Consider the following 22,315-nt stretch of genomic DNA (forward strand, 5'->3'; position numbering starts at 1 on the left):
ACATCCATTATTAATGGTAAACGCCGAACAGTGTATCGCGTAATTTGGGTTTATTTAGATTATCAATCGATTAGTCTCTTTTTTTTCTGTCACTTTTGGCTTGATCCAAAAGTCAAGGCTGCCTGCGCTTTATACATTGTTGTGATGTTTTTTGTGTTTGAAAATCAGGGGGATATTTTCTTAAGACAGCATGGTTCTCTTTCGCCCTGCTCGCTGCTCCGACGGCTCACTGCCCGATGACGAATGCCGAGGCGTTCGAAGCGGGCAGCCAACAATTCAACGACTTTACAACTTACTCCCGCAGAGGGCACAAGGACTGAAAGCCCGCTCTATTTCAGCCTTATCCCGCAAGGGTGGGGTATCGATGCCCATTCCTTGTTTAAAGGGCTGAATGCCTGATATAATTGTTAATGGTCATTCCGTTTTCAGCAGTCAATATTTAGCTGTCGTAATTCGTAATTGTTTTAGCCAACGCTTCAACGCTCGCAGAACTTCACTTTTCACTTTTTTGCCTGTTAGGCATTCTATGTGAAGTTATTTTCTGTGGCAGAGAAACTGAAAAATGAACTGAAATCGTCTTAATTGCCTGTTAGGCATTCTATGTGAAGTTATCAATTTGCCGGCAAAGGAAACGATCAGAATATACTCGTCTTAATTGCCTGTTAGGCATTCTATGTGAAGTTATGAATATCTTGAGAATATACTATTTAATTATTAGAGTCTTAATTGCCTGTTAGGCATTCTATGTGAAGTTATCATTTGTTTATTAGTCGTTTAACTCTATCCGGATTTCTGGGGGCTTGAAAATCAACCACACTGAAAATTTCGAAAATAACGCCGCTGAAAAGTCATTGTATAAGCATTTTGGCCACTTTTATTTATTCAAAATTCTATTTTTAAGCACTTTATGTAATCATAAATGATTCGAAATTCTTTTTGCCGAAAAGGTAAAAAAATGATTTTCGAAAAAAATATCATTTCCTCCTTTTATGCAATCTGATTATCAGGAAAATGAGGGTTCGCTTTTTTTGAACTTTCGAAATCCTGAAAGCGAGGTCGCTTCAAATTTGATTTTCGAATAATCTAAAACGCCTCTCTTTTTATAATATTTTGGTTGTCAGCATTTCAAAGACCTCCCAAGTGTGCCTTTTCTTTCGAAAATCATCGTCAAATGATGACTGTTTTTCGCTTGCGTTTAGGCTTAGGTTCGTGTTGCAAAAATACGGCTTTTTCGGCACAAGATTTACACAACGGAAAGATAAAAATCGTATCTTTCCGAGTTGATAATTTTTCTAATAATCGATGCATCTCGTTTATGCTTAAAGCGGAATCAATGCACACAAAAACGGAGCGATTAATTCTTAAACCGATCTTTTCAAGTTCTTTGGCGATGTTTCTTCTTCGTTTATTGTTTCTTACATCGTACGCAACGAGTAGGTCCATATCACGTTTTCTTTATCATTTAGCCGTAAGTCCGAATTCGTAATGTATGATATGCAAAGGCTGCTTGAGCATTCCAACTTTGTGCAATTCTAACTTCGTAATTCTCATTCCCTTCTTTTTTTTACCATTTGGGTTTATAAAACCGAGGTTTTTTTGCCTCTCCTTTACAATACGCAACAAAATGTTCCATCAATTTGTGCATCAGTTCGGAGAGCAATAATTCTTTTCCTTTGTATGTTTCTACGGCAAACCATCGCTCATTAATCTTTCCGATCAATTTCTTTCTTGTTTCCAACGTAAGTAAAGAGCTGTTTTTCTCCTGCTCGATCTTTTCACCTTTCGTGATGATGGCGATAACGGAACGATCTACCACGAACGTTCGGTATTGTTCCATCAAATCGAAACAGAGCGTTGGCTTCGTACCGTTCATAGCGTGCAGATAACTGATTTGTGGGCTGATACACCAAGTATGAATAGCTCTCATTACTTTGCTTTCGAGCAGGGCGTATCCGTAATTGAGCATTTGATTGACGATGCCCGAGGCATGTTGATGTTCTCTTTGTTCGAAAGGATAACGTGTATCGGCAAGCAGCGCGCGAACGCCACGCCAATAGACGAGGGCGCATTGTGCTTCCCATAAGAAGACTTTTTCACGTAATGATTCATAGCTTCCATCTTGAGGTAGGTCGGCCATTTTCATCTCCAACTCTTCGATGCAGGTATGCAGGCAGTCACTCTGCTGCGGGTTCTTCCTGCGCAGGTATTTCGTGTAGTATTTTAGCAGCTTCTGTTGATTTTGTACTTTGTTTCGTACCAACTCGATGATGAACCGTTTTTTCTGCTCGTCACACAGGTTCAACTGAGCTTGCATATTGACCGGTAAGATCCCGGCGGGACTATGGATGGAAGCGTAGACCTCGCCGTGCGAGTCGTAATAGGAGATTTGAATATTTCGTTTGGCACAATGTTTCGTGACATAGCTGCTTAAGGATACGCCTTCGCTCAAGATACTGATCTGTCGTATATAATTGATCGGTTTCGACGCGATGATCTTACCTTCGGATTTAACTTGAATCTTATTCTTGGATATGCCGATGAAACTTCCCGGCAAGGTAACGACCAACTCACACTCCTCCGCTTGTTCCTGCAAATGCCTTCTTTTTTGAATTTTAAGGCTTTCTTCGGCATTTTGCGGCTTGGGCATCCTCTTCTGTTTGGCCGGTTTGATCTGTTTCGCCCAACGGAGGTCGGTGTATTTAGCGGTAACAAATCCGATCTTGCTCAACCGGAGTGCCGTATCGGCTATTGCTACGGAGGAGTTTTTTCGTTGAAGATACGTGCGATACACCTCTACGATAATATCGTCTATGGCAGCCTTGTCTTCGGCCGAGAGTAGTTTGCCGTAATAATTTTTAAATCCTTGTACGGTTTTTTCCAATTCGGAGAAGTCGTTCTCTTTGTCAGACAGCCATAAGACCCGCTTGATTTTATCGTCTATCCGGTTCTTCTTGTCGTTGCTTATGCTCAACCTGCCATTACATCCGAACGTTATTCCGAGAAAATCAAAACCGTCTTTCAAGCTGCCGGCATAAAATTCCTGATTCAGTTTGAGTTTGAAGTTCGCTTCCAAATAATCGGTCAACATCTGCAATACACGGATTACTTTCTCTTCTTTGGGCACTAAAAGCAGGATGTCATCGGCATAACGGATAAAATGTGGGGTTATCTTCTGCTCGATGAATCGGTCGAATTCAGATAAATACAGGTTCGCCAGCAAGGGAGAGACGGCACTGCCCTGAGGCACTCCCGTTGTATTTTCTTCGTATTCGTTCTGCCGGTTAATTTTTCCTGATTGAATCCACAAGTCGATGAGATGACAAACGGCAGCATCCGGAACCGTGGCATATAGCTTTTTCAGCATCGCATCAATGGGGATAGAATCGAAAAAGTTATCGATGTCGCACCGGATTACGAAGTGTGTGTCGGCGAAGGAGGAGATCCATTTTCGCACCTGATGCACTGCCGCCAAGGCTCCCTTGCCTTTCCGGTAAGCGAAATTTTGATAGGATAGTTTGCGGTCGATAGCAGGATATAAGATGGTTGCCATGATTTTTTGCAACAGGATATCCTCTTCCGCCGGAATCTCAAGCTCTCTGTAATCGCCGTCGCTTTTGGGTATTTTTACGCTGCGGTATGGCCGGGGAATATAGGCGTGGTTTTGCATCTGTTCCCGCACCTCCCGATCTACTCCTTCCCTTGCTGCCTGATCGAGGAATTTCTGAAAGAAATCATGTGCGCGAGCCAGCCCGGCAATCTGCCCGTTTCCTCTGATGGTATTGTTCCCTACGTGAATGTAATGTGCCAGCGTGAGCAAAAAATCTTCCTCGTAATTGTAATTTGCTGCGTAACAGATATAGCCTTTTAATCCCGATAAATTGTATGTATTGTTTTTTAAAACCATCTGTACGGGAAAACTGATCGCATTCAATAAGGTCGTCGCCTTATCGGTTTCGGCCTGAGCATGGATGTTCTCCTCCATGTTGTCGTCGGGGGCCAAAAACGCGTAATAGAGGTTGTATACGCGATTTCGTATCCTTTTAATTAATTCGGGATACGATACATCTTCGGTCAGTAACTGATCTTTAGAGTAAGATGTCGGCGTTAGGAAGCGTATCTCGAGCGCATGTTTCCACTGAATTAAACGGGTGTTGAAAAACGCGTGATGCAGGGGCAGGAGATCACTTTGTCCGGCGGGCTCAAACTCGTTGGAAAGAGGATTTAGGACGTACGCCGAGTGAAAGCGGAACGAATGGGTTTTGAAAAAGTGAAACTGCGACCATTCCGGGAGGAAGTGGATAAAATCATCCACCTCTTGCCGGTTGTTGCTTACAATCGTTACATAAATGTTCAAAATCTCCTTGGGCAAAAACTTGAAGCGCCTGACGCCGTCAACCCGTATAATCATCCTCGACGGTACATTCTTGAACCGGCCCTGCTTGGGTTTGAAGAGCGTATCGTACAGACCTCTGTATTTCTCGCTGTGCATCAGCGCATCACCCAGCGCATAACTGGGCAGATGCGTCCATGTCCCTTTGATTTCCACTTCTTTTTGCGCAGCAAACTGCACGCGCAGCAAGTAGCAGGTAAAGTTCTGTAAATATGAGGGTAGCAATGTCGACATACTAAGCATGAAAGGAGCAAACGATCGGTGAAAAAGTTTATTGAAATTGTCCGTAACCTACGTTAGTCTTGGCTCCGACGCCGACGGTTGTTATGATTTCCTCAAAAAGAGTTTTTTTCTGTGCTGCCGTAAACTCTTTACCATCAATTTGCGAATCCACCAATTTGAAACGAAACTCCATGGTGCAACCCGGAGCAATTTTGAGAAAGGTTAAAGGCGTAGGGTTTTTCAACGGATTGTCGCCATGAGGCGTAATGGAATCGGAACAAAGAATCCGCCCTTTCTTATCAGCTTTCGTAATCACAGCATCGAAGAAAATATCGCGGTTGTAGATGGATTTGTAGTATTTTTTACTGTCCTTTAGCTGATACTCTTTTGCTACATCTCGTCCCTCAAAGATGTCATCGAATAGGTCTTTCGCCCTTGGTTTAGCTTGATCTTCCTGATAGAAATCTTCAAAATATGCTCTCAACACACCTTTTACCGAAGAGCCATAGACTACAGGCATACCCCACGTATAGTCGAAATGCACACCGAGCTTGAACTCACCTTCGATTTTTGCCTCATGGTTGATGCCTATACCAGTAACAAGACCGGGATAGGCGATTTTTAATGAGATACTATATGCTTGTTCGGTAACGACACTATATATTGTCGAAGGCGGGGTGTTGCATAATTTATTATTTCTAACCTTAATTTTAGATTCATTATCATTCTTGATTCTCTTTAACTGCTCTTTTAATACTTCTTTTTTGTGTTTGTTTTGTTCCTTTTCAATCTTTTCTTCCAAAAGCAGATAATTGAAATCAATATTTTTAAAATAATCCTTGTGATAATATTGATGCAGATTTTTCATATTATATCAATTTATAAGTTCTTACAACGTGTTTTAAGGCGATTGCGCTATCGATTACATGTCTTTTTATGTATTGCAAATCAGCTTCTATGCCAACAGAATAACGCATCAGCTCTTCAGCGTCTGTAAACTTAGCATTTGTATTCGGATTATCTATCATTCTTGCTACAACATTTAACACGTTTCTTCGACAAGGATTGTTGGGACGTTTTGTGTCAAAATCCTGGAAATACATTGCCAATGTCGGAAGAATATCTGACATAGCAACTGAGACACTCAATGCAGCTGTTTTTCCATTATATGTTTCTGCAATATTGCCATCTGCATACATATTGGAAATGCGGAGTTCCTGATCTGCCAATGCAATCAGTCGATTGAAGTCTGCTGTTTTCATAATATTTCTCCTATTTAAGAATGTTAAACATGCAATAGCCATATCCGATAGTAGCATTGGCACCGATTTGTATCAATTGGTCGCTGATATATTGTTTTAACGTATCTTCTTTTGGTTCCTGTATGATAGCATACAAAATAGTTTCTGCCGGAAGCACTTGCTCGTACCAAAGATTTGCACTCGCGCCGTCATCCAATTTGTTTCTGGCAATAATCGGCAGATTATCGTCACTGCAAAGTTTGATAAATTCTTCATCATTAATTTCAACATTGCGACATAATTGACAAGCGCTTTTTAATGCCGTCTCGTCTTTTTCCAATTGAAAGTTTGCTCCAAGAGATTTAATTCTATCATTAAACAATTCAATGACTTTGCTACTTGTAACATATTTGAACAAATTTGCATCATTTGTCTGCATGGGTAGAAATAGCAATTTGGCATCGTAGAAGATTGCTTTTCCTTTGGTCGATTTACTACCTTTTTTGTCATTTTTATCAGAGCCAAAGACTGACAACCTATCAGCTTCCGACATCGATTGTTCGTTTTTACCATTGGTACAATATTCGTTCAAAGCACCTTTCAGCGAACTGGAATTGATGCATGGAATTTGTGTTAATGGATCGCGTTGAATGGCTTTGTCGATTAAACCATAGTTTGAAGTGTTTTCGTTCCCAACGTGCAAGTTGGTTTTGGCTTGAATTAACCATACATTAGTATTCGTAACTTATTTTAATTTAATTATTTATATCTATTATAGCCTATTTCTACAAAATTTCTGAATTCATTCAACTTCTGAATAAATTGATTCTTCGATGCAGCATCTTTGAAATAAAACACAGAACCGGAATCATAAAGTTGAAAGGAGTTTGGTAACAGATCAATTCCCGATTCGGATGTTCTGTGATATTGTTTTGTCGTATTTACATTGGTATGCAAATAGTTGAAATGAATCAATTCGGTAACAGCAAATCGGGAAATATCAACATCTTCTTTATGCAAGAATGCAGGAGATTGCAGTGTAATAAATAATCCGTTATTTTTTTCTTCTTGCGGTACTTCCGCTTCTTCAATTTCTATGATAAATTGTGAATTGTCGGCTCCAATCGAAACGATTTGCTTAGAATAATCTTTCAAATTTACAGATTCGTCTATTTTTGCATAAAATGCAAAACGGTACTGTTCATCAGCAAAGCGATAATTCACTTGTTTGTACAAGGAATTATCATAAACCTTACCCGAGACAATTTCACGGTTAATCCCCAATCGCAAATCTTCAACGAAAACATTATCCAACACTGTTCCATCGCTTAACGTTTTACGATAACCTTTCTTGGCATCATACCCGGAAGGGATGATTTTGGCAGAATTGCCATAATAACAAGAGTTTACCATTGAGTATCTGTCCGAAAAATCAACGAATGGTTCGAATGACAAATTTTCATTTCCCTTGCGGATGAAACAATTAGAAAGACTCTTGATAACACCAAAATCATTGGTTTCATCTTTTCTGAAACTCTGCTTACCAATCAAAGAACATACATCCGAATAAGCATTTTTTTTGATGTGCCCGTCTTCAAAATAGGAAGAATTGCGCAGAATCAAAAAACGAAGCATTCCCAGCAGCGAGGTTTGTTGAGGGAAGTAGTTCGACTCGATGATATAGCTTGTAAAAGATGTTTCTTTGCCGTCAAGTGTAAAGGTCATATCTCCACCGAAGAAAAATTTATCTATCGGTTTTAATGTAATCAGATAATTCTTATTCATTGATTGGTTCCTCCCCTTTTAAAAATTTAGCAGTTCGTAAAATATTATACAATGTAGTCCCATATCTGCTTTCAAAATAATCAGTATCACTTTCAGCTTTATTCTGATTTACATAAACTTTGCGTTCATTCAGCCCTTTATATACGGTAGGCATTATTGCCTTTACCGCATCGAAATAAGGTGTTCCGGTACATTCAAGTGTTTTTTCAAACAGGGCATTCAGTCGTCCATCACTACCGGCTTCCAATACCATTTTTACCAAACCGTAGTTTGCTTTTATTTTATGGGCAACAGTAGAAACCGTATTTCCGTCGGATGTTTGCTCAATAAGGTTTTTGAAATTATCCACAAAATCGGTGTTGGCTTTTGTATAGGCAAAATCAAACCCACTGCCACTATGCTTTTGCAGCTTAAATGCAATGGCGTTTTTACCCATTAAGTTACCGGTATGATATTTGTCTTTAGCAATTTCATCCAATAAAATTCTCGCAGTTTTCATTGATTCGTAGAGTGGGAACTTACGATAGGATACGGAAACGCCATACGACATGGAGGCATCCTGAAATTCAGCAATAACGGAATTAAAACATTCATTGTCTATTTTTTGCAACAAATCGAATATGTGTGTGCCGTTTTTCCCAACAACAGGAGCAATAAACAGCAAATCGTCGCCACCGGCATAGATGGGCATACCGCCAAAATCTGCTATTTTCTTAGCAGCAGCTTCTCCGAATTTTATCAACGCTTTAGAAATTGCTCTTAATTTTTCGTTCACAAGTTGAGGATTGGTTATATTTTTCCCCACATTGTCGCCATCGGATTGTACTATACAAATGTAATTATGGTAGGATTTCTTTTCTTTGGATGAGTTTGATGTTAACTCTACTTTGGCAATAGAATCCAATGAGTCAAACCCTTCTTTATTGAAAAACTTTTTCAAGGGAGAATTTTCATAATCCAACATTTTTCTGACTACAACCACACATTCCGGACGTTTTGCATAATTGTTCAATTCAAGAATATTCAGTTGCTCGTTAAGATTGGCCAATGCAACCGAATGATTCTCGAAATCATCTTTGGGCTCGTAATACGCAAACATGATATTGAAGTATTCCCACAAATCATTTTTATCTTGTGGAGAAAGCCCCTTCGCATCAATTGAATTGAAAAAAAGCGTGTTCAAGTTTGCTAAAAAGTCTTCCGGTTTAACTTCTCCTTTCACAAACACTCTGTCCGGGTACAAACCAACTCCAAGTAGAGTATTTTCAACTATTGCCGGAGAAATAATTTCCAAATTTTTATTTTTGAGTTCCTCTATAATGTACTTCATCAAGTGCGAAAACAGGTAACTTGCCGCCCACAATTCGCGTGGCTTTCTTGCCATCTGTAGGGTAGCTATGATGGGACCGATGTTTATTGCTGTGTATTGCATTGTGATTTACGTTTTAGTTGTGAATAAATATCTTCAAGTATTCTGTATTCTCTGCAACCGTGATATTGAATTTCTACGTGTTTTGATATGTCAAAATCCAATCTATTAAATATATAATCAAAATATTCTTGTAAAGAAAAAATATTGGGAATATCAAGCATAAACCGCTTAGATCTACCATTTGTATCTCTTTCATTCTTGCTATAGAAGCAGATTTTTTGCTGTTTTTTGAAGTTCTCCATCCCAATCTTATCGTCTTGGAAAACAAGAAAAATAGTATATGTGCCATCTTCATTGTATATGGGTTTGAAAAGAAGTGGTGATTGCATACGTTCTACCGGTAATGCTTCATTTCTATTGGGGAAACGAGGTTTGCCTTCTACTACAATTGCGGATTTTTTTTCTATACTATCCTTAAAACTCATCCATTCTTCATTGGTTGAAAAACCCAACATATCTCTAATGTCATAATTTTTGTTAAAATACATGGTTAATGGTTCGCAATCATCTCCATGTTCGTCAATTTGCTTGGGAAGGCTATCTATTTCTGTTGTTATTTTTTCTCCATCCTTAGCAATAGTTGTAAACCTTCTTCCATTATTATAAAACTGTTCTTTGACAGCTCTTTTATCCCAATGACCTTTTAAAAGGTCTTTTGCATACATAAAAGCGAGCGATTTAAAATAAAAAACAGTTTTCTTATTCTTGTCCTTTAAATTGATACCGCCACGTAATGTTTTGTAGAACATATCTATGCTGTTGAATAAATTTTTAAACTCATCATCAAGACGTTGTCCTATCGCATTAATATTGAAAGAATATATCATAGAAGGTTCAACATACCAATCTTCATCCTCTTCATCTACATAGAAAGAGCCAAAACCCTTTGACTGCCGAGAACCAAAATTTGTCGTCAAAAAGAACTCACAAATCATTTCTTTTGTAAAAAAAGATGATAAAGGAGTTTTGTCTTTTCTTCCAAGAAACACTATTTCCATATCTACACAGGAAGCAAAAGCTAATCTTTTTAACTCCATATTATCCGACTCGTAATCTATATCCATATTACCAAAAAATAACGGATAAGAAGTCAGTGAGGGTATTTGTCTTCTATACTTTTTACTATACTTCTTTTTTATTTCATATTGATTTGTACTATTTTTACGTCTTTTTTCTGGCACATTCATTTCAAAAAGATGTAGCTTATTCATGTCAATAGCTGGAGTTATCCTCATCTTATAATCCAATGCCCTACAATCATTCTTCCCTTTATTGATAATCCAATCGTTTCCTTTCGCTATCTCAAAGCCTTTTTGATAGCCCTTTTCTCCTCCCAACTTCGCCAGAATAAACTTATCCAACTTCGGTTTCACTTCGCTGGCTCGCAGGGTGGCGCCTTCCTGATCGTGCTGGAAGTGAATCAGGGGTGTGTGTTGTTTTAAAGTTACTTTTAATATATGCATAACAGTCTTATTTTTTAGTTTTTAAATTTGTAGGGTCGAGAGTAACAGATAATCCATCGACTATTTTTTTGTAGAGTTCAATGTCATGCTCAAGTAAGGTTATTTTAGATTTACTATTTGCTTCAATTGAAATCTTTTCTTCTTCCATTTTTTTGATTTTCTGCTTTAATTCGATGTTCTCTTTCTGTAGCGTTTCATCGGAAGCAACATCTACCTTTTTAATAAAGTGCCAATATTTTTCCATTTTAAACGCTTTTTTCTTCATTTTGATTTCATGACTGTTCCTTATACGCAATTCAATTATTGGGCTAAGAACTCTCAGTAAAAACACAAAAGTCATAAGTCCAATGACGCCCCAACATAAAGATGGGACGGCATTCACTACATTCTGCCAATCTACGGGTGATAATGCTGAAACGTTCATTTTATTTTTCTTTTAAATATTAATATAACTCCTATGACGATGAGAGCAACGACTGCCATGGTTAGGAATTGATAACTCCAAATATTGAACCATCGGGACGATCCTCCGCATCCATTTAATGCCGTGTTGCTCATTCCGAAGATGCCGGCAACAACCGTTATCGGCACAAAAATCGTTGCAATCCACGTGAGAAGTGATACTGTATTATTAACTCTACGATCTTCTTGCAAAGTCACATAGTTGTATAATTCCTCTATTTCTTTATCCAATTTTTCGACATGTTCGTTGATTTTTATCAGCTTGTAGAGTTTCTCATACATCTCAATACCTTGGTCTTGGGCTGACACTTCACGAAAGTGGATTTGATTGACAAAACGAATGTATTCCTTATATAAGGAACCTAATTTGAGACTCAATCCCTTACTATTTTCCAAATTGCTGATATTTGTCACCTCTGCCGAAAATCGCAAAATCGAAGCCTTTTGAACTAGAATAAGCTCTGCCATACGAGAATATTCCGTTTCAAAATATTGAATTAGAAAAGCAGGACATGTTGTATTGGTCAGATAGACCATTGAATACCGCGACACACCATATAATGAGCACCATTTTTGCCAGCGTTCGTATGTAGATCCCTTAATGAGTGCTTTTTGCATTTCCGTATTTTGACAACTCATATCATTCGGTTTATCAACAAACAAAAACTCATACCAATTATTACTCATGATAAAATCGTCATACCCGCTCCCACTAAACTGATTAGCCCAATCATTGTTCTTATACCATGATAACACAAACATCCTATCGTCAATAACCGGTTTCAACTGAATATTTGTAGCTACTTCACGTATCATTTCTGTAATAAAAGTTGCCGGCGTATTGGCGGCTATCTTATTGCTATAATGACTGAACTCTTCGCAATAGCCTGTTTCGCGTTCGTGAAGCCCAATGAACTCCAATTTTTTGGCAATCACTGAGCGATCTTCTACATCTTTGATAAAAGGTGGGAAAACTCTTCTTCCATACTGATTGATATTCAATACAGCTTCCGGGTCTGCGTATTTTCTGTTTTCCATGAAAAATGAGAGAACACCAACGCCGGTCGAATACAGATTCAAGTTGATGGCCTTTACATCCAACTCATATTCTTTCCCGCCTACACAAGTTATTCTATACAAAACCCTTCCGCGTTTCGGCTCATTCCGTTCATAATGACGAATTAAAGAAGTGTTTGAACCGTTGTCATACAATGCCTCGTGAATAAATTCGTAAAAATAGTTTTTTTCATTGTACAAATCATCCAATTCCTGATCGTTAGCAGGTATTGTTACTCTTTCCCAATGGTCCGAATTAGAAAACTGGATTTTGTTCAGGTCTATTTGCTCAGAGAAAGTCTTTTCTCCAAAGCCTTTGATACTCCATTGAAACGGAAACATGAAGGTATGCACACTATATCGTTCTTTTTCCATGACTGTATTTATTAAGTAAAATCATTCCTAATTCTGCATCGCTTAGCGCGTTATGTGTTTTGTAGTTGGCCGGCATTTCTTCATTGTTGACTAGCGAAATACGTTCAGCCGTGTGATCAAGGCCTTGTGTATGTAACAGGGTGGCGATGTCCATGCACATAAAGTGAAGGTTGTTCGGCAACTTCATTGATCCGCCGAATAATTCGCAAAAAAGCACCCAGTCATAATGAGGGACATCTGCCCACATCCGGATATTACCAAATTGGGTTAACCATTTGCGAAGATGGGCAACAATGTACTCCTTGTTTCCCTTCACTTGCGTTCTTTTGTCTACCACACTGAAATGAATGTCCATTTCTTGCATCAGGAAATGGTTTATTACATGGGTGTTTACCCAATCGCTTATCTCTTTTTTATCAAAATCATTGAATTCGGCATAAAATACCGCTCCCGTCTCTGCAACTAATGCCAATGAAAGTAATTGGGCATGTTGTGTCAGAGAGGTGAACTCTGTGTCAAGAACAACTTGTACATACGGTTCCATATCATGGATAGATTTTTAAACATTTTGTTTCTCAATCGTTTTGTTTTAGTTCATGGTTGAGGTTGTTTTCATTCTTCGGATGAAATGCCTCAGTCATTCACATGCGACAACAAAAGTAAATATTTGTTTTTATATGGGCAAGTTTTTGGCGCGAATAATAATGCACCCATTTCACATTTTCTAAAAAATTAACATGTCCATATAAAGAAAAGTGTTCTGGAATCACTTTAACTTGTGATATACGAAAGCCGGTGTGCTCCTTATTTGATTCGAAGATTACATGCGTTATGTATAGGTCAATTTTTGTAAAAAATCCATATATTTGCATACAGAATAAGCAGTAGTCATACGATGTAGCTTTGGCTTGAAATATTAGCAAGAATGGCCGGGTTATTGGACGTTGATATAAAAGATGCGCTTAATCACAACAAATAGAGAAAATGGCAACGAATAAACATGCACAAATCCGATATCAAGCATTAGATCGATGCTTTCGCAATCCGGGTCGAAGATATTATATCGAAAATTTAGTCGAAGCGTGCAATCAGGCGCTTTTCGAACAAGCGGGTGTTGTCGATGGCGTGAAAGAGCGTCAGGTACGTCAGGATATCCATGATATGGAAAGCATTTGGGGGATTGTTCTTTGTAAGCCTCGTGATGGCAAAAAAACGTATTACCATTATGAAGACTTTCGTTACTCGATCAACAGTCAGTTGCTGAATGAAACGGAAATCAATCAGTTGAAAGAAACGATCTCCATGTTAAACCGTTTCAAGGGAATGCCTCAGTTTCGTTGGATGGAAGAAATTCTGGCGCGATTTGAGAGCGTGTTTCAGTTGAGAGAGGCGACCGCCGGTATTGTCGGCTTCGAAGAAAATCCCTATTTAAAAGGGCTCAATCTGTTTACGGATATTTTCAATGCGATTGTCAACAAACAAACTCTTCAAATTCGTTATCAAAGATTTGGAAAAGAACCAAAAACATATATATATCATCCGTACTTTTTAAAACAGTATAACCTTCGCTGGTTTCTGTTCGGGCGTTGTGACCACTTGAAAGAAAAGAAAACGGCAACGACCTTTGCTTTAGATCGAATTGAACACATCGAGCCGGTTCATATTCCTTATGTGGAAAATAAAGAGATCGCGTTTGATGAATATTTTGAAGATGTGATCGGGGTTACGGTTTACGAGAAGGAGGTTGAAAAGGTTGTATTAGAAATAGACAATATTCTTTTTCCGTACGTTGAAACAAAGCCGTTGCACGGTTCTCAGAAAATAGAAAGACGCGATCAGGCGACAACAACGGTTGAGCTCAGTCTGATTATCAATCACGAATTGGAGAATCTTCTTTTAGGTTACCTTGATAAAATACGAATCATAGCTCCCAAATATTTAAGGGAAAGAATGGTGTCAAGAGTAAGAGAAGCGATTGCGAGAAATTCATAATCAGATTGAAAACACATGGTTTTTATGCATTAAAGTAAGACGGAGATGTTTTTCTCGATTGCGATTTTTCACTTTTCGTTTTTCACTATTCGCTATCAAAGTAAGACAGAGGAATATTTTTTCATGCGATGCAGATAGGCTGCATAGTTGGCATTTACCTTTGCATCGAACATAAAAACAGATCGTTATGGTAAATCAACATTATGCTACATTTTACATTGCCGGATTCACGTATTGGGATGGCTTGGACGTTTTTGATGAATTGAAAATCGGTATGGAGTTGAGATTGGAAGCAGAGCCTTTGAACGGGTATGATCCGAATGCCGTGAAAATACTCTTTCATGATACCTTGTTGGGGTATGTCCCGATAGAGGCAAACGAAGAGCTTGCAAAGTTCCTTCAGTTGGGACATATGGAGCTATTCTCTGCGAAAATCAGCCGGATCAACCCTGAAGCTCATCCGGAAAAACAAATCTGTGTAACGGTAAAAATCAACAAAAAGGAAAGGGAATAATTCTCGAATCGGCTAAATAGAAAAGGCGGTGTGTCATAACGGGCAAACTGCTTCGTTGCTTTTTACCCATTCTTACACACACCTAAAGAGGGTGTGCCCAAACATTGCATTTTGACACACCCTCTTTTGTTTTTTCCTTGTTACCGGAATATTATTCTTGACTGCTCATCGAGACTTCGATGCGGTTATTCTGTTTCAGCAATTCGTCGGTAAACTGTTTCAGCAACTCGATCGAAAGATCGTTTACGTGCTTAACGAAATCTTTCTCACGATCGATACCATAGACCAGATATTCCTGCAAGTTACGCCGTGCATAGCTGTTTTCCTTCAGGTTGTCGGCATGCTGTTTCAGCATATATTCCTTCACTTTCTGCAACATTTGTGCGTCGGGACCTTCTGTTTGTAATCGCTTCGTTACGTCGTTGATGGCGTCGACGAGTTCCGTGCGTCGGGCCGGATCGGTATCGAATCTGAATTGCAACGAGAAGCCTTCGTACGGAATTTTCTGGGCGTCACTCAGTACGCGTACACCGTATGTTCCGCCTTTTTCTTCGCGAATCTTGTCCGTAAATTCCATCTGGAACAGTTGGGATAATGCGCTCATACGAATAATGTTCTCCGGCGTGTAAGCCATATTGCCCGAATACAGGATCGACGTTGTGGCTTTCGGCGTTTCCATTTCGCGAACAAAATGGTTGTTGTATACGCCTTTGCGTTCGGGGGCGACGTTTTTATCGTACATTGTGCCGCCTGTCGTTCCGGGCAGCGAAGCGATATATTGTTCCACGAGCGGCTTGAGTTGTGCCGGAGAAACGTTGCCTACGAAGACAAACGTGTAGTCGGCGGCGTTGGCGAAGCGTGAGCGATACAAGTCGAGCAGGGTGTCGTAGTTGCAGGCATCGATTTCTTCGACGGTCGGCATCGACATGCGTGGATTGTTCATATAAACCGTACGTATGATCGAATCGTTAAAGATAAAGTCCGGGTTATTCATCAGCATTGGCAGGATACCTTTCAAGCGTCCTACAATCGATTTATAGGCTGTTTCGTCTTTGCGGACGGCCGTAAATTTCAGATAAAGAAGTTGCATCATTGTTTCCAAGTCTTTGACATTACTTGTGCCGTTAACGCTCTGGTTGTACTGACCGACACTCGTGCCCACGCTGACATGCTTGCCGGACAAGGCTTTTTTAAGATCGGTTGCACTGAAATTACCCAGTCCGCCTTCCGGAACGATCTCATCCATCAGCTTGATTTCGGCCAGATGCTCGTTTCCGATGACCGATGTTCCTCCGAAAGCGAAGCCCGACATCAGGATTTCGTCTTGCTTGAAATCGGTCTCTTTAACGGCTACTTTCGCACCGTTCGAGAGGGTCCATACCATTACGCCGCGTTCGGCATCCGTCGTTTCGGCCGTGATGCTTCCTTTGGCCGGGAGTTGTGCCAGCAGAGGCTCTTGTATGGTTTTATCGGCATATGCTTCCAACTTTTCGCCGTCTATTTCCTTGATGATTTCGTGTATGCGGTCGATGGACGGGAAAGTCGCTTTTTCGCTATCGTTACCCATCAAAACGACTACCCGGTTTTTATCGGTAATGATCTGTTGCATGATCTGGTTGACAGCGGCTACCGGAATGTTCGGCACAATCATCTGGCTCATGGTGTTGTACTCATCTTCGATGGACGGGATCGGCTCATTTTTCAGGAAATGTTGTACATATTGTTGCACGTAATAGCCGTTCAGTTGCTTTTCGCGTTCGTTGTAGCGTTTTTCCATTCCGCTCAGGTAGTTGGCCTTGGCACGTTCATATTCGCCTTCGGTGAAGCCGAAATCATGGGCGCGTTTGGTTTCGCGCAGCAACGTAGCGATAGCCACTTCGGCTTCTTTCGGACGGCTGACGCCCACGAGTTGCAGCGCATCTTTCGTATGTACACCGAAGAAAGAGCTGTTCATCACCGTGGCAAAAGCGAACGGCGGATTTTCCTGCTGAAGCATTTCTTGCAGACGGTCGCTCAACATCTGGCTGATCATCTGCGTAGCAAAGCGGAAAACCAGATAATCCATGGTCGTTTTTCGGTCGTTCGGAATAACGTTCCTCTTAAAAGCGATCATCACGTTGTTGCTCGACAGTTCTTTGTCTGTCGCCACGGTAACGATCGGCTCGTCGTTGTCGGGTATCTGCTCGTAAACGCGTTCCGCCGGATTGACCGGTTTGGGAATGCCGCCGAAGAGGGTCTTCACCTTCTTCTCGATTTCTTCCGCGTCGATATCGCCTACCACGATAATGCCTTGCAGATCGGGGCGATACCATTTATGATAATAGTCGCGCAACACTTGTGGCTCGAAATGGTCGACCACGCTCATCAGACCGATCGGCATGCGGTGAGCATATTTGCTGTCTTTGAAGATGGCCGGCGCGATCGAGTCGATCATTCGTTGCGAGGCGTTGCGTCGTGTACGCCATTCTTCGTGAATGACTTTACGTTCTTTATCGATTTCTTTCTCGCGCAGCAGTAAGGCGTTCGACCAGTCGTGCAAGATCAGCAGACAGGAATCTACGGCTCCCGCAGCCGTCGTAGGGACGTCGTTGATGTTGTACACCGTTTCGTCCATGCTCGTATAGGCGTTGAGGTTGGCGCCGAATTTCACGCCGATGGTTTCGAGATACGAAATCATGTTTTTTCCGTCATCGCCAGCAGGGAAATTTTTGGTGCCGTTGAACGCCATATGTTCGAGAAAATGAGCCAAACCGCGCTGACTTTCCTCTTCCTGAATGGAACCTACGCGCTGTACGATATAAAAATTCGCCCGGTTCTCGGGGCGTTTGTTGGCGCGGATGTAATACGTCAGTCCATTTTCCAATTGACCGATACGTACGCCTTTATCCACGGGGATCGGGGGCATCTGTTGTGCCTTGAGCATCGTTACGCTTGCAAAAAAGGCAAGCAGCAACATCATGTGTTTGAAATGTGCTTTCATCTGTTCTGAATTTTACGTGTTTGAAAAAAAAATTTTGACAAAGATATAAACCGTTTGTCAATCTCAACGTTAACGGAACGTTATATTACGCAATCTTAACGTTAATATTAGGTTAACTTTCGGACGCGGTTTTTGTTTGCGCATATGTTCTGCACCAAAGCGTCAGTCCGCAGAGGTCGCATTTGGGACGGCGGGCGATACAGGTGTACCGTCCGTGCAGGATAAGCCAATGGTGGGCTTTGGCTATCAGGTGTTCAGGGATATGTTTGATCAACTCTTTTTCGGTAGCTAAGGGCGTTTTGCTTCGATGGGTCAATCCGATGCGATTGGCCACACGAAATACATGCGTATCGACGGCCATGCGCGGCTGATCGAAGAGTACGGAGGCGATGACGTTGGCTGTTTTCCGCCCGACGCCCGGCAGCTTCTGCAACTCGTCCGTATCGGAAGGTACCTCACCCCCGAATCGGGCAACCAGCATCTGTGCCATGCCGACAAGATGCTTTGATTTGTTATTCGGATAGGAAACGCTTTTGATATATTCGAACACTTCTTCGGGTGAGGCCGCGGCCATCGCTTCGGCCGTCGGATAGGCTTTGAACAGGGTGGGGGTAATCATGTTCACTCGTTTGTCGGTACATTGTGCCGAGAGAATTACAGCGACCAGCAACTGAAACGGGTCGGTATATTTCAACTCCGTTTCAGCAACCGGCATGTGCTGCTCAAACCATCCGATAACACCTCGGTATCGTTCTTCTTTTCTCATTCTTACTTAGGGAGGATTAGGTGTTGTGTGTTTATGCGAGCAGCCTCTAATGGGCTGCTTCGAACTGACGCAGGAACCGGATGTCGTTTTCAAAAAACAGGCGGATGTCGTTGATCCGGTATTTAAGCATGGTGATCCGTTCGATTCCCATTCCCAAGGCATAACCCGAGTAAGTTCGGCTGTCGATGCCACACAGATCGAGGACATTCGGGTCTACCATCCCGCAACCCAGAATCTCTACCCACCCGGTGTGTTTGCAGATATTACATCCGTGCCCACCGCAGATATGGCACGTGATATCCATCTCGGCGCTCGGTTCCGTGAACGGAAAATACGACGGACGCAGGCGGATTTGCGTGTCGGCCCCGAACATCTCTTTGGCGAAGAAAAGGAGCACCTGTTTCAGGTCGGCAAACGAGACATCACAGTCTACGTACAATCCTTCGATCTGATGGAAGAAGCAGTGAGCGCGTGCCGAGATTGCCTCGTTGCGGTAAACGCGTCCGGGGCAGATGATGCGCACGGGCGGCTGTGTTTTCTCCATCACCCGCGACTGTACGGATGAGGTGTGGGTGCGCAGCAATATATCGGGCGCATGCCCGATAAAGAACGTATCTTGCATGTCACGCGCCGGATGGTCTTCGGCAAAGTTGAGCGATGAGAAGACATGCCAGTCGTCTTCCACCTCCGGGCCTTCGGCAATGCTGAAGCCGAGCCGTGCAAAGATGTCGCAGATTTCTTTCCGCACGATCGAGAGCGGGTGGCGCGTGCCCAGCGCAATCGGGTAGGCCGTGCGCGTCATATCGTAACTGTCGGTGCTTTCGGCGGCTTGTTCGAACTGCTCTTTCAACTGGTTGATCTTCTGCTGAGCGGCTTCTTTCAGTTCGTTCAGGTACTTCCCGACTTCCCGTTTCCGGTCGGCTGCCACATTTCGGAAATCATTCATCAATGCATTAATTTCTCCTTTCTTGCTTAAGTATCGGATACGTAGCGTTTCAAGCTCTTCGGCATTATTGGCTTTCATGCATTCTACTTCCTGCAACAGCGTCTTAATTTTTTTAATCATCTTTATCGTGCGTACTTATATACATTTTCGGCCAGCAAAGGTAAAAAATAAATTTATATCTTTGCGCGACGAAAAAGAAATATGAAATCGTTAAGAGAACTCTATAAAATAGGGAACGGTCCGTCGAGCAGTCATACCATGGGCCCTCAGAAAGCTGCTCGTCTGTTTCTGGAGCGTGCTTCTGGAGTATCGTCTTTCCGTGTGACGCTTTACGGCAGTCTGGCTGCTACGGGTCGCGGTCACATGACCGACCGGGCGATCCTCGACGTGATGGAGCCGGTGGCGCCGACCGAAATTGTGTGGCGCCCCGATGTATTTCTGCCTTTTCATCCGAACGGGATGCTGTTTGAAGCGGTTTGCGAAGGCGAAGTGAAGGATCGATGGACGATTTACAGTGTCGGGGGCGGCGCATTGGCGAATGAGGAGACGAAGCGTGTGACGAACGATATTTATCCGTTGACTACGATTGCGGAGATTCTTGACTTGTGTGAGAAGGACGGCTGCTCTTTCTGGGAATACGTCGAACAGTGTGAAGGCCCGGAGATATGGGATTACCTGAAAGAAGTCTGGCATGTGATGTGTGAAGCGATAGACAGGGGACTGAATAATGAAGGAGTCTTACCCGGCGGTCTCGGCGTGCGTCGCAAAGCTGCGACGTATTACGTCAAAGCTAAGGGCTATAATGGGAGCCTGAATTCGCGGGGTAACATTTACGCGTATGCTTTGGCTACTTCGGAAGAGAATGCTTCGGGCGGCCGTATCGTGACGGCGCCTACCTGCGGATCGAGCGGGGTGTTGCCGGCGGTGCTCTATCACCTCTACAAGGCGCATGATTTTCGTGAGGTGCGGATCTTGCGTGCGTTGGCTACGGCCGGACTGTTCGGTAATATTGCCAAGGAGAAAGCGTCGATTTCGGGCGCCGAAGTCGGTTGTCAGGGCGAGGTCGGTGTAGCTTGTGCCATGGCAGCGGCAGCCGCCTGTCAGCTGTTCGGTGGTATGCCGGGACAGATCGAATATGCGGCCGAGATGGCGCTGGAGCATCATCTGGGATTGACGTGCGACCCCGTGTGCGGGCTGGTGCAGGTGCCCTGCATCGAGCGTAACGCGGTGGCGGCAGCTCGGGCACTCGATGCGAACGTTTACGCCATCTATTCGGACGGGAAGCATCGCGTCAGCTATGATCGCGTGGTGGAAGTCATGAAAGAGACGGGGCACGACATCCCCAGTCTGTACAAAGAAACGGCCGAGGGCGGGCTGGCGAAAAACAGCCATCTGTCACCATGGAAATAGTCGTCATTCTGGGGCTTATTTTGCTGAACGGCTTGCTTTCGCTGGCTGAAATTGCACTCGTTTCGGCGCGTAAGGCGCGTCTTGAAACGGAAGCCCGGAAAGGCAAGAAATCGGCGCAGACAGCGCTTGATCTGGCACATAATCCCGACAAGTTTTTGTCGACCATTCAGATCGGTATCACGCTCGTCGGCATCCTGACGGGGTTGTTTTCGGGCGAAGCGTTTGCCGCCGATCTGGCTGAGGTACTGAAGGGTGTGCCGGCCATACAACCGTATGCCTTAGGCATATCAAAGCTGACGATTGTTGTAACCGTCACCTACCTTACGCTGGTGCTCGGTGAATTGCTGCCCAAACGTATCGGCATGAATTTTGCCGAGCAGGTGGCCAAGCTCGTTGCCCAGCCGATGAATGTACTGTCGAAAGTCGCATCGCCTGTCGTTTGGCTGCTCTCCAAAAGCACACGCGGATTGATGATTCTGCTCGGTCTGAACCGGCCCGAAGAAAACCGGGTAACGGAAGATGAAATCAAGGCCATCGTCCGCGAAGGGTTCGACAGCGGCGAGGTGCAGGATGTGGAGCAGGACATCGTAGAGCGGGTCTTTACGTTGGGCGACCGTGACGTAGGCTCGATTATGACTCATCGTAGCGAGCTTGTTTGGCTTAATACGGAAGAGTCTCTCGACGCGATTCGTCAGACGGTGAAAGAGAACCTGTTCAATGTGTATCCGGTAGCTGCCGGAAAATTCGACAACATTGTCGGGGTCGTGTTTCTCAAAGACTTATTCGGAAAGATCGACCAACCCGGCTTTTCGCTTTCGCAGGTGTTGCGGCCGGCACAGTTTGTGCCCGAAAGCCAAAGCGTCTATAACGCGCTGGAACAGTTTAAGAATGCACGGGTCAAGTACGGCCTTGTCACCGACGAGTTCGGGGGCATTCAGGGCATCGTCACCCTCAAGGATATTGTCGAAGCGCTGATTGGCGAATTGCCTGACATCGACGAAGAGCCCGAAATCAGAGAACGTGCCGGAGGCAATAGCTGGCTTGTCGACGGACAATATTCGTTCTATAATTTCCTCGAATATTTCGACATGGCTGAGTTGTATGCGGACTATGACTACAATACCTTGAGCGGTCTGATTCTCGAACTGCTCGAGCATGTGCCCAAAACGGGCGAGACATTCAGCTGGCAATGCTTCGACTTTGAGATTGTCGATATGGATCGTGCCCGTATCGATAAGGTGCTCGTGCGTAAACGTGCGTAGTGGAAACTACCTGTTCTCT

Annotated in this window: 20 protein-coding genes and 1 CRISPR repeat array; of the genes, 5 read left to right on the forward strand and 15 right to left on the reverse strand. The window is 42.8% G+C overall.

Annotated elements, in window-relative coordinates; all coding sequences use genetic code 11:
- A partial coding sequence (locus Q4A89_RS06895; RefSeq protein ID WP_303184504.1) for a hypothetical protein occupies nucleotides 1–240 on the forward strand: 240 nt, incomplete at its 5' end.
- Nucleotides 241–501: 261 nt separating this feature from the next.
- Nucleotides 502–758: a CRISPR direct-repeat array (repeat unit 37 nt; unit sequence GTCTTAATTGCCTGTTAGGCATTCTATGTGAAGTTAT).
- Between the two features lie 409 nt (nucleotides 759–1,167).
- Here the strand turns inward: Q4A89_RS06895 and cas2 are convergent.
- The 12 genes from cas2 to Q4A89_RS06955 all read right to left on the reverse strand — a co-directional run bounded on the left by cas2 (nucleotide 1,168) and on the right by Q4A89_RS06955 (nucleotide 13,650).
- Nucleotides 1,168–1,443: a CRISPR-associated endonuclease Cas2 gene (gene cas2 / locus Q4A89_RS06900; protein ID WP_303184505.1), complete on the reverse strand. Its 276-nt coding sequence runs from the start codon at nucleotides 1,441–1,443 to the stop codon at nucleotides 1,168–1,170.
- A gap of 121 nt (nucleotides 1,444–1,564) precedes the next feature.
- On the reverse strand, nucleotides 1,565–4,624 hold the full coding sequence (gene cas1, locus Q4A89_RS06905; RefSeq protein ID WP_303184506.1) for a CRISPR-associated endonuclease Cas1: 3,060 nt from the start codon (nucleotides 4,622–4,624) through the stop codon (nucleotides 1,565–1,567).
- Between the two features lie 37 nt (nucleotides 4,625–4,661).
- Nucleotides 4,662–5,480 carry a type III-B CRISPR module RAMP protein Cmr6 gene (cmr6, locus tag Q4A89_RS06910; RefSeq protein WP_303184507.1) on the reverse strand — a complete coding sequence of 273 codons (819 nt, stop codon included), beginning with the start codon at nucleotides 5,478–5,480 and terminating at the stop codon, nucleotides 4,662–4,664.
- A 1-nt stretch (nucleotide 5,481) separates the two neighbouring features.
- On the reverse strand, nucleotides 5,482–5,874 hold the full coding sequence (locus tag Q4A89_RS06915; protein ID WP_303184508.1) for a hypothetical protein: 393 nt from the start codon (nucleotides 5,872–5,874) through the stop codon (nucleotides 5,482–5,484).
- Nucleotides 5,875–5,884: 10 nt separating this feature from the next.
- Nucleotides 5,885–6,574, reverse strand: coding sequence for a type III-B CRISPR module RAMP protein Cmr4 (gene cmr4 / locus Q4A89_RS06920; RefSeq protein WP_303184529.1), 690 nt, complete (start codon nucleotides 6,572–6,574; stop codon nucleotides 5,885–5,887).
- Nucleotides 6,575–6,612: 38 nt separating this feature from the next.
- Nucleotides 6,613–7,638 carry a type III-B CRISPR module-associated Cmr3 family protein gene (locus Q4A89_RS06925; protein WP_303184509.1) on the reverse strand — a complete coding sequence of 342 codons (1,026 nt, stop codon included), beginning with the start codon at nucleotides 7,636–7,638 and terminating at the stop codon, nucleotides 6,613–6,615.
- On the reverse strand, nucleotides 7,631–9,070 hold the full coding sequence (locus Q4A89_RS06930) for a type III-B CRISPR-associated protein Cas10/Cmr2 (protein ID WP_303184510.1): 1,440 nt from the start codon (nucleotides 9,068–9,070) through the stop codon (nucleotides 7,631–7,633). Before Q4A89_RS06930 ends, Q4A89_RS06925 begins: the two co-directional genes overlap by 8 nt.
- The gene (locus tag Q4A89_RS06935) at nucleotides 9,052–10,533 is read right to left on the reverse strand and encodes a hypothetical protein (protein ID WP_303184511.1); all 1,482 of its coding nucleotides are present in this window, start codon (nucleotides 10,531–10,533) and stop codon (nucleotides 9,052–9,054) included. Before Q4A89_RS06935 ends, Q4A89_RS06930 begins: the two co-directional genes overlap by 19 nt.
- A 7-nt stretch (nucleotides 10,534–10,540) precedes the next feature.
- Nucleotides 10,541–10,957 carry a hypothetical protein gene (locus tag Q4A89_RS06940; RefSeq protein WP_303184512.1) on the reverse strand — a complete coding sequence of 139 codons (417 nt, stop codon included), beginning with the start codon at nucleotides 10,955–10,957 and terminating at the stop codon, nucleotides 10,541–10,543.
- Entirely contained in the window at nucleotides 10,954–12,426 is a 1,473-nt protein-coding gene (locus Q4A89_RS06945) for a CorA family divalent cation transporter (RefSeq protein WP_303184513.1), read from the reverse strand. Before Q4A89_RS06945 ends, Q4A89_RS06940 begins: the two co-directional genes overlap by 4 nt.
- Nucleotides 12,407–12,970 (reverse strand): 3'-5' exoribonuclease, encoded by a 564-nt coding sequence (locus tag Q4A89_RS06950; RefSeq protein ID WP_303184514.1) that lies wholly within the window; start codon nucleotides 12,968–12,970, stop codon nucleotides 12,407–12,409. Before Q4A89_RS06950 ends, Q4A89_RS06945 begins: the two co-directional genes overlap by 20 nt.
- A 527-nt stretch (nucleotides 12,971–13,497) precedes the next feature.
- Entirely contained in the window at nucleotides 13,498–13,650 is a 153-nt protein-coding gene (locus Q4A89_RS06955; RefSeq protein ID WP_303184515.1) for a hypothetical protein, read from the reverse strand.
- 60 nt (nucleotides 13,651–13,710) lie between these two features.
- On the opposite strand from Q4A89_RS06955, the gene Q4A89_RS06960 reads away from it, so the two are divergent.
- Nucleotides 13,711–14,418, forward strand: coding sequence for a YafY family protein (locus tag Q4A89_RS06960; protein WP_303184516.1), 708 nt, complete (start codon nucleotides 13,711–13,713; stop codon nucleotides 14,416–14,418).
- A 187-nt stretch (nucleotides 14,419–14,605) separates the two neighbouring features.
- The gene (locus tag Q4A89_RS06965; protein ID WP_303184517.1) at nucleotides 14,606–14,932 is read left to right on the forward strand and encodes an HIRAN domain-containing protein; all 327 of its coding nucleotides are present in this window, start codon (nucleotides 14,606–14,608) and stop codon (nucleotides 14,930–14,932) included.
- 151 nt (nucleotides 14,933–15,083) lie between these two features.
- On the opposite strand, the gene Q4A89_RS06970 is transcribed toward Q4A89_RS06965, so the two are convergent.
- From Q4A89_RS06970 to pheS, 3 genes are all read right to left on the reverse strand, one after another.
- Nucleotides 15,084–17,912 (reverse strand): pitrilysin family protein, encoded by a 2,829-nt coding sequence (locus Q4A89_RS06970; protein WP_303184519.1) that lies wholly within the window; start codon nucleotides 17,910–17,912, stop codon nucleotides 15,084–15,086.
- A gap of 112 nt (nucleotides 17,913–18,024) precedes the next feature.
- Complete coding sequence (gene nth, locus Q4A89_RS06975) at nucleotides 18,025–18,678, reverse strand: endonuclease III (RefSeq protein WP_303184520.1); 654 nt, start codon at nucleotides 18,676–18,678, stop codon at nucleotides 18,025–18,027.
- A gap of 46 nt (nucleotides 18,679–18,724) precedes the next feature.
- On the reverse strand, nucleotides 18,725–19,744 hold the full coding sequence (gene pheS, locus Q4A89_RS06980; RefSeq protein ID WP_303184521.1) for a phenylalanine--tRNA ligase subunit alpha: 1,020 nt from the start codon (nucleotides 19,742–19,744) through the stop codon (nucleotides 18,725–18,727).
- Between the two features lie 81 nt (nucleotides 19,745–19,825).
- On the opposite strand from pheS, the gene Q4A89_RS06985 reads away from it, so the two are divergent.
- The gene (locus Q4A89_RS06985; protein ID WP_303184522.1) at nucleotides 19,826–21,034 is read left to right on the forward strand and encodes an L-serine ammonia-lyase; all 1,209 of its coding nucleotides are present in this window, start codon (nucleotides 19,826–19,828) and stop codon (nucleotides 21,032–21,034) included.
- Nucleotides 21,025–22,296: a hemolysin family protein gene (locus Q4A89_RS06990; protein WP_303184524.1), complete on the forward strand. Its 1,272-nt coding sequence runs from the start codon at nucleotides 21,025–21,027 to the stop codon at nucleotides 22,294–22,296. Before Q4A89_RS06985 ends, Q4A89_RS06990 begins: the two co-directional genes overlap by 10 nt.
- The last annotated feature ends 19 nt before the right edge of the window (nucleotides 22,297–22,315 follow it).

Origin of the sequence: Tannerella sp. (assembly GCF_030528505.1) — a bacterium.
Lineage (GTDB): Bacteria > Bacteroidota > Bacteroidia > Bacteroidales > Tannerellaceae > Tannerella.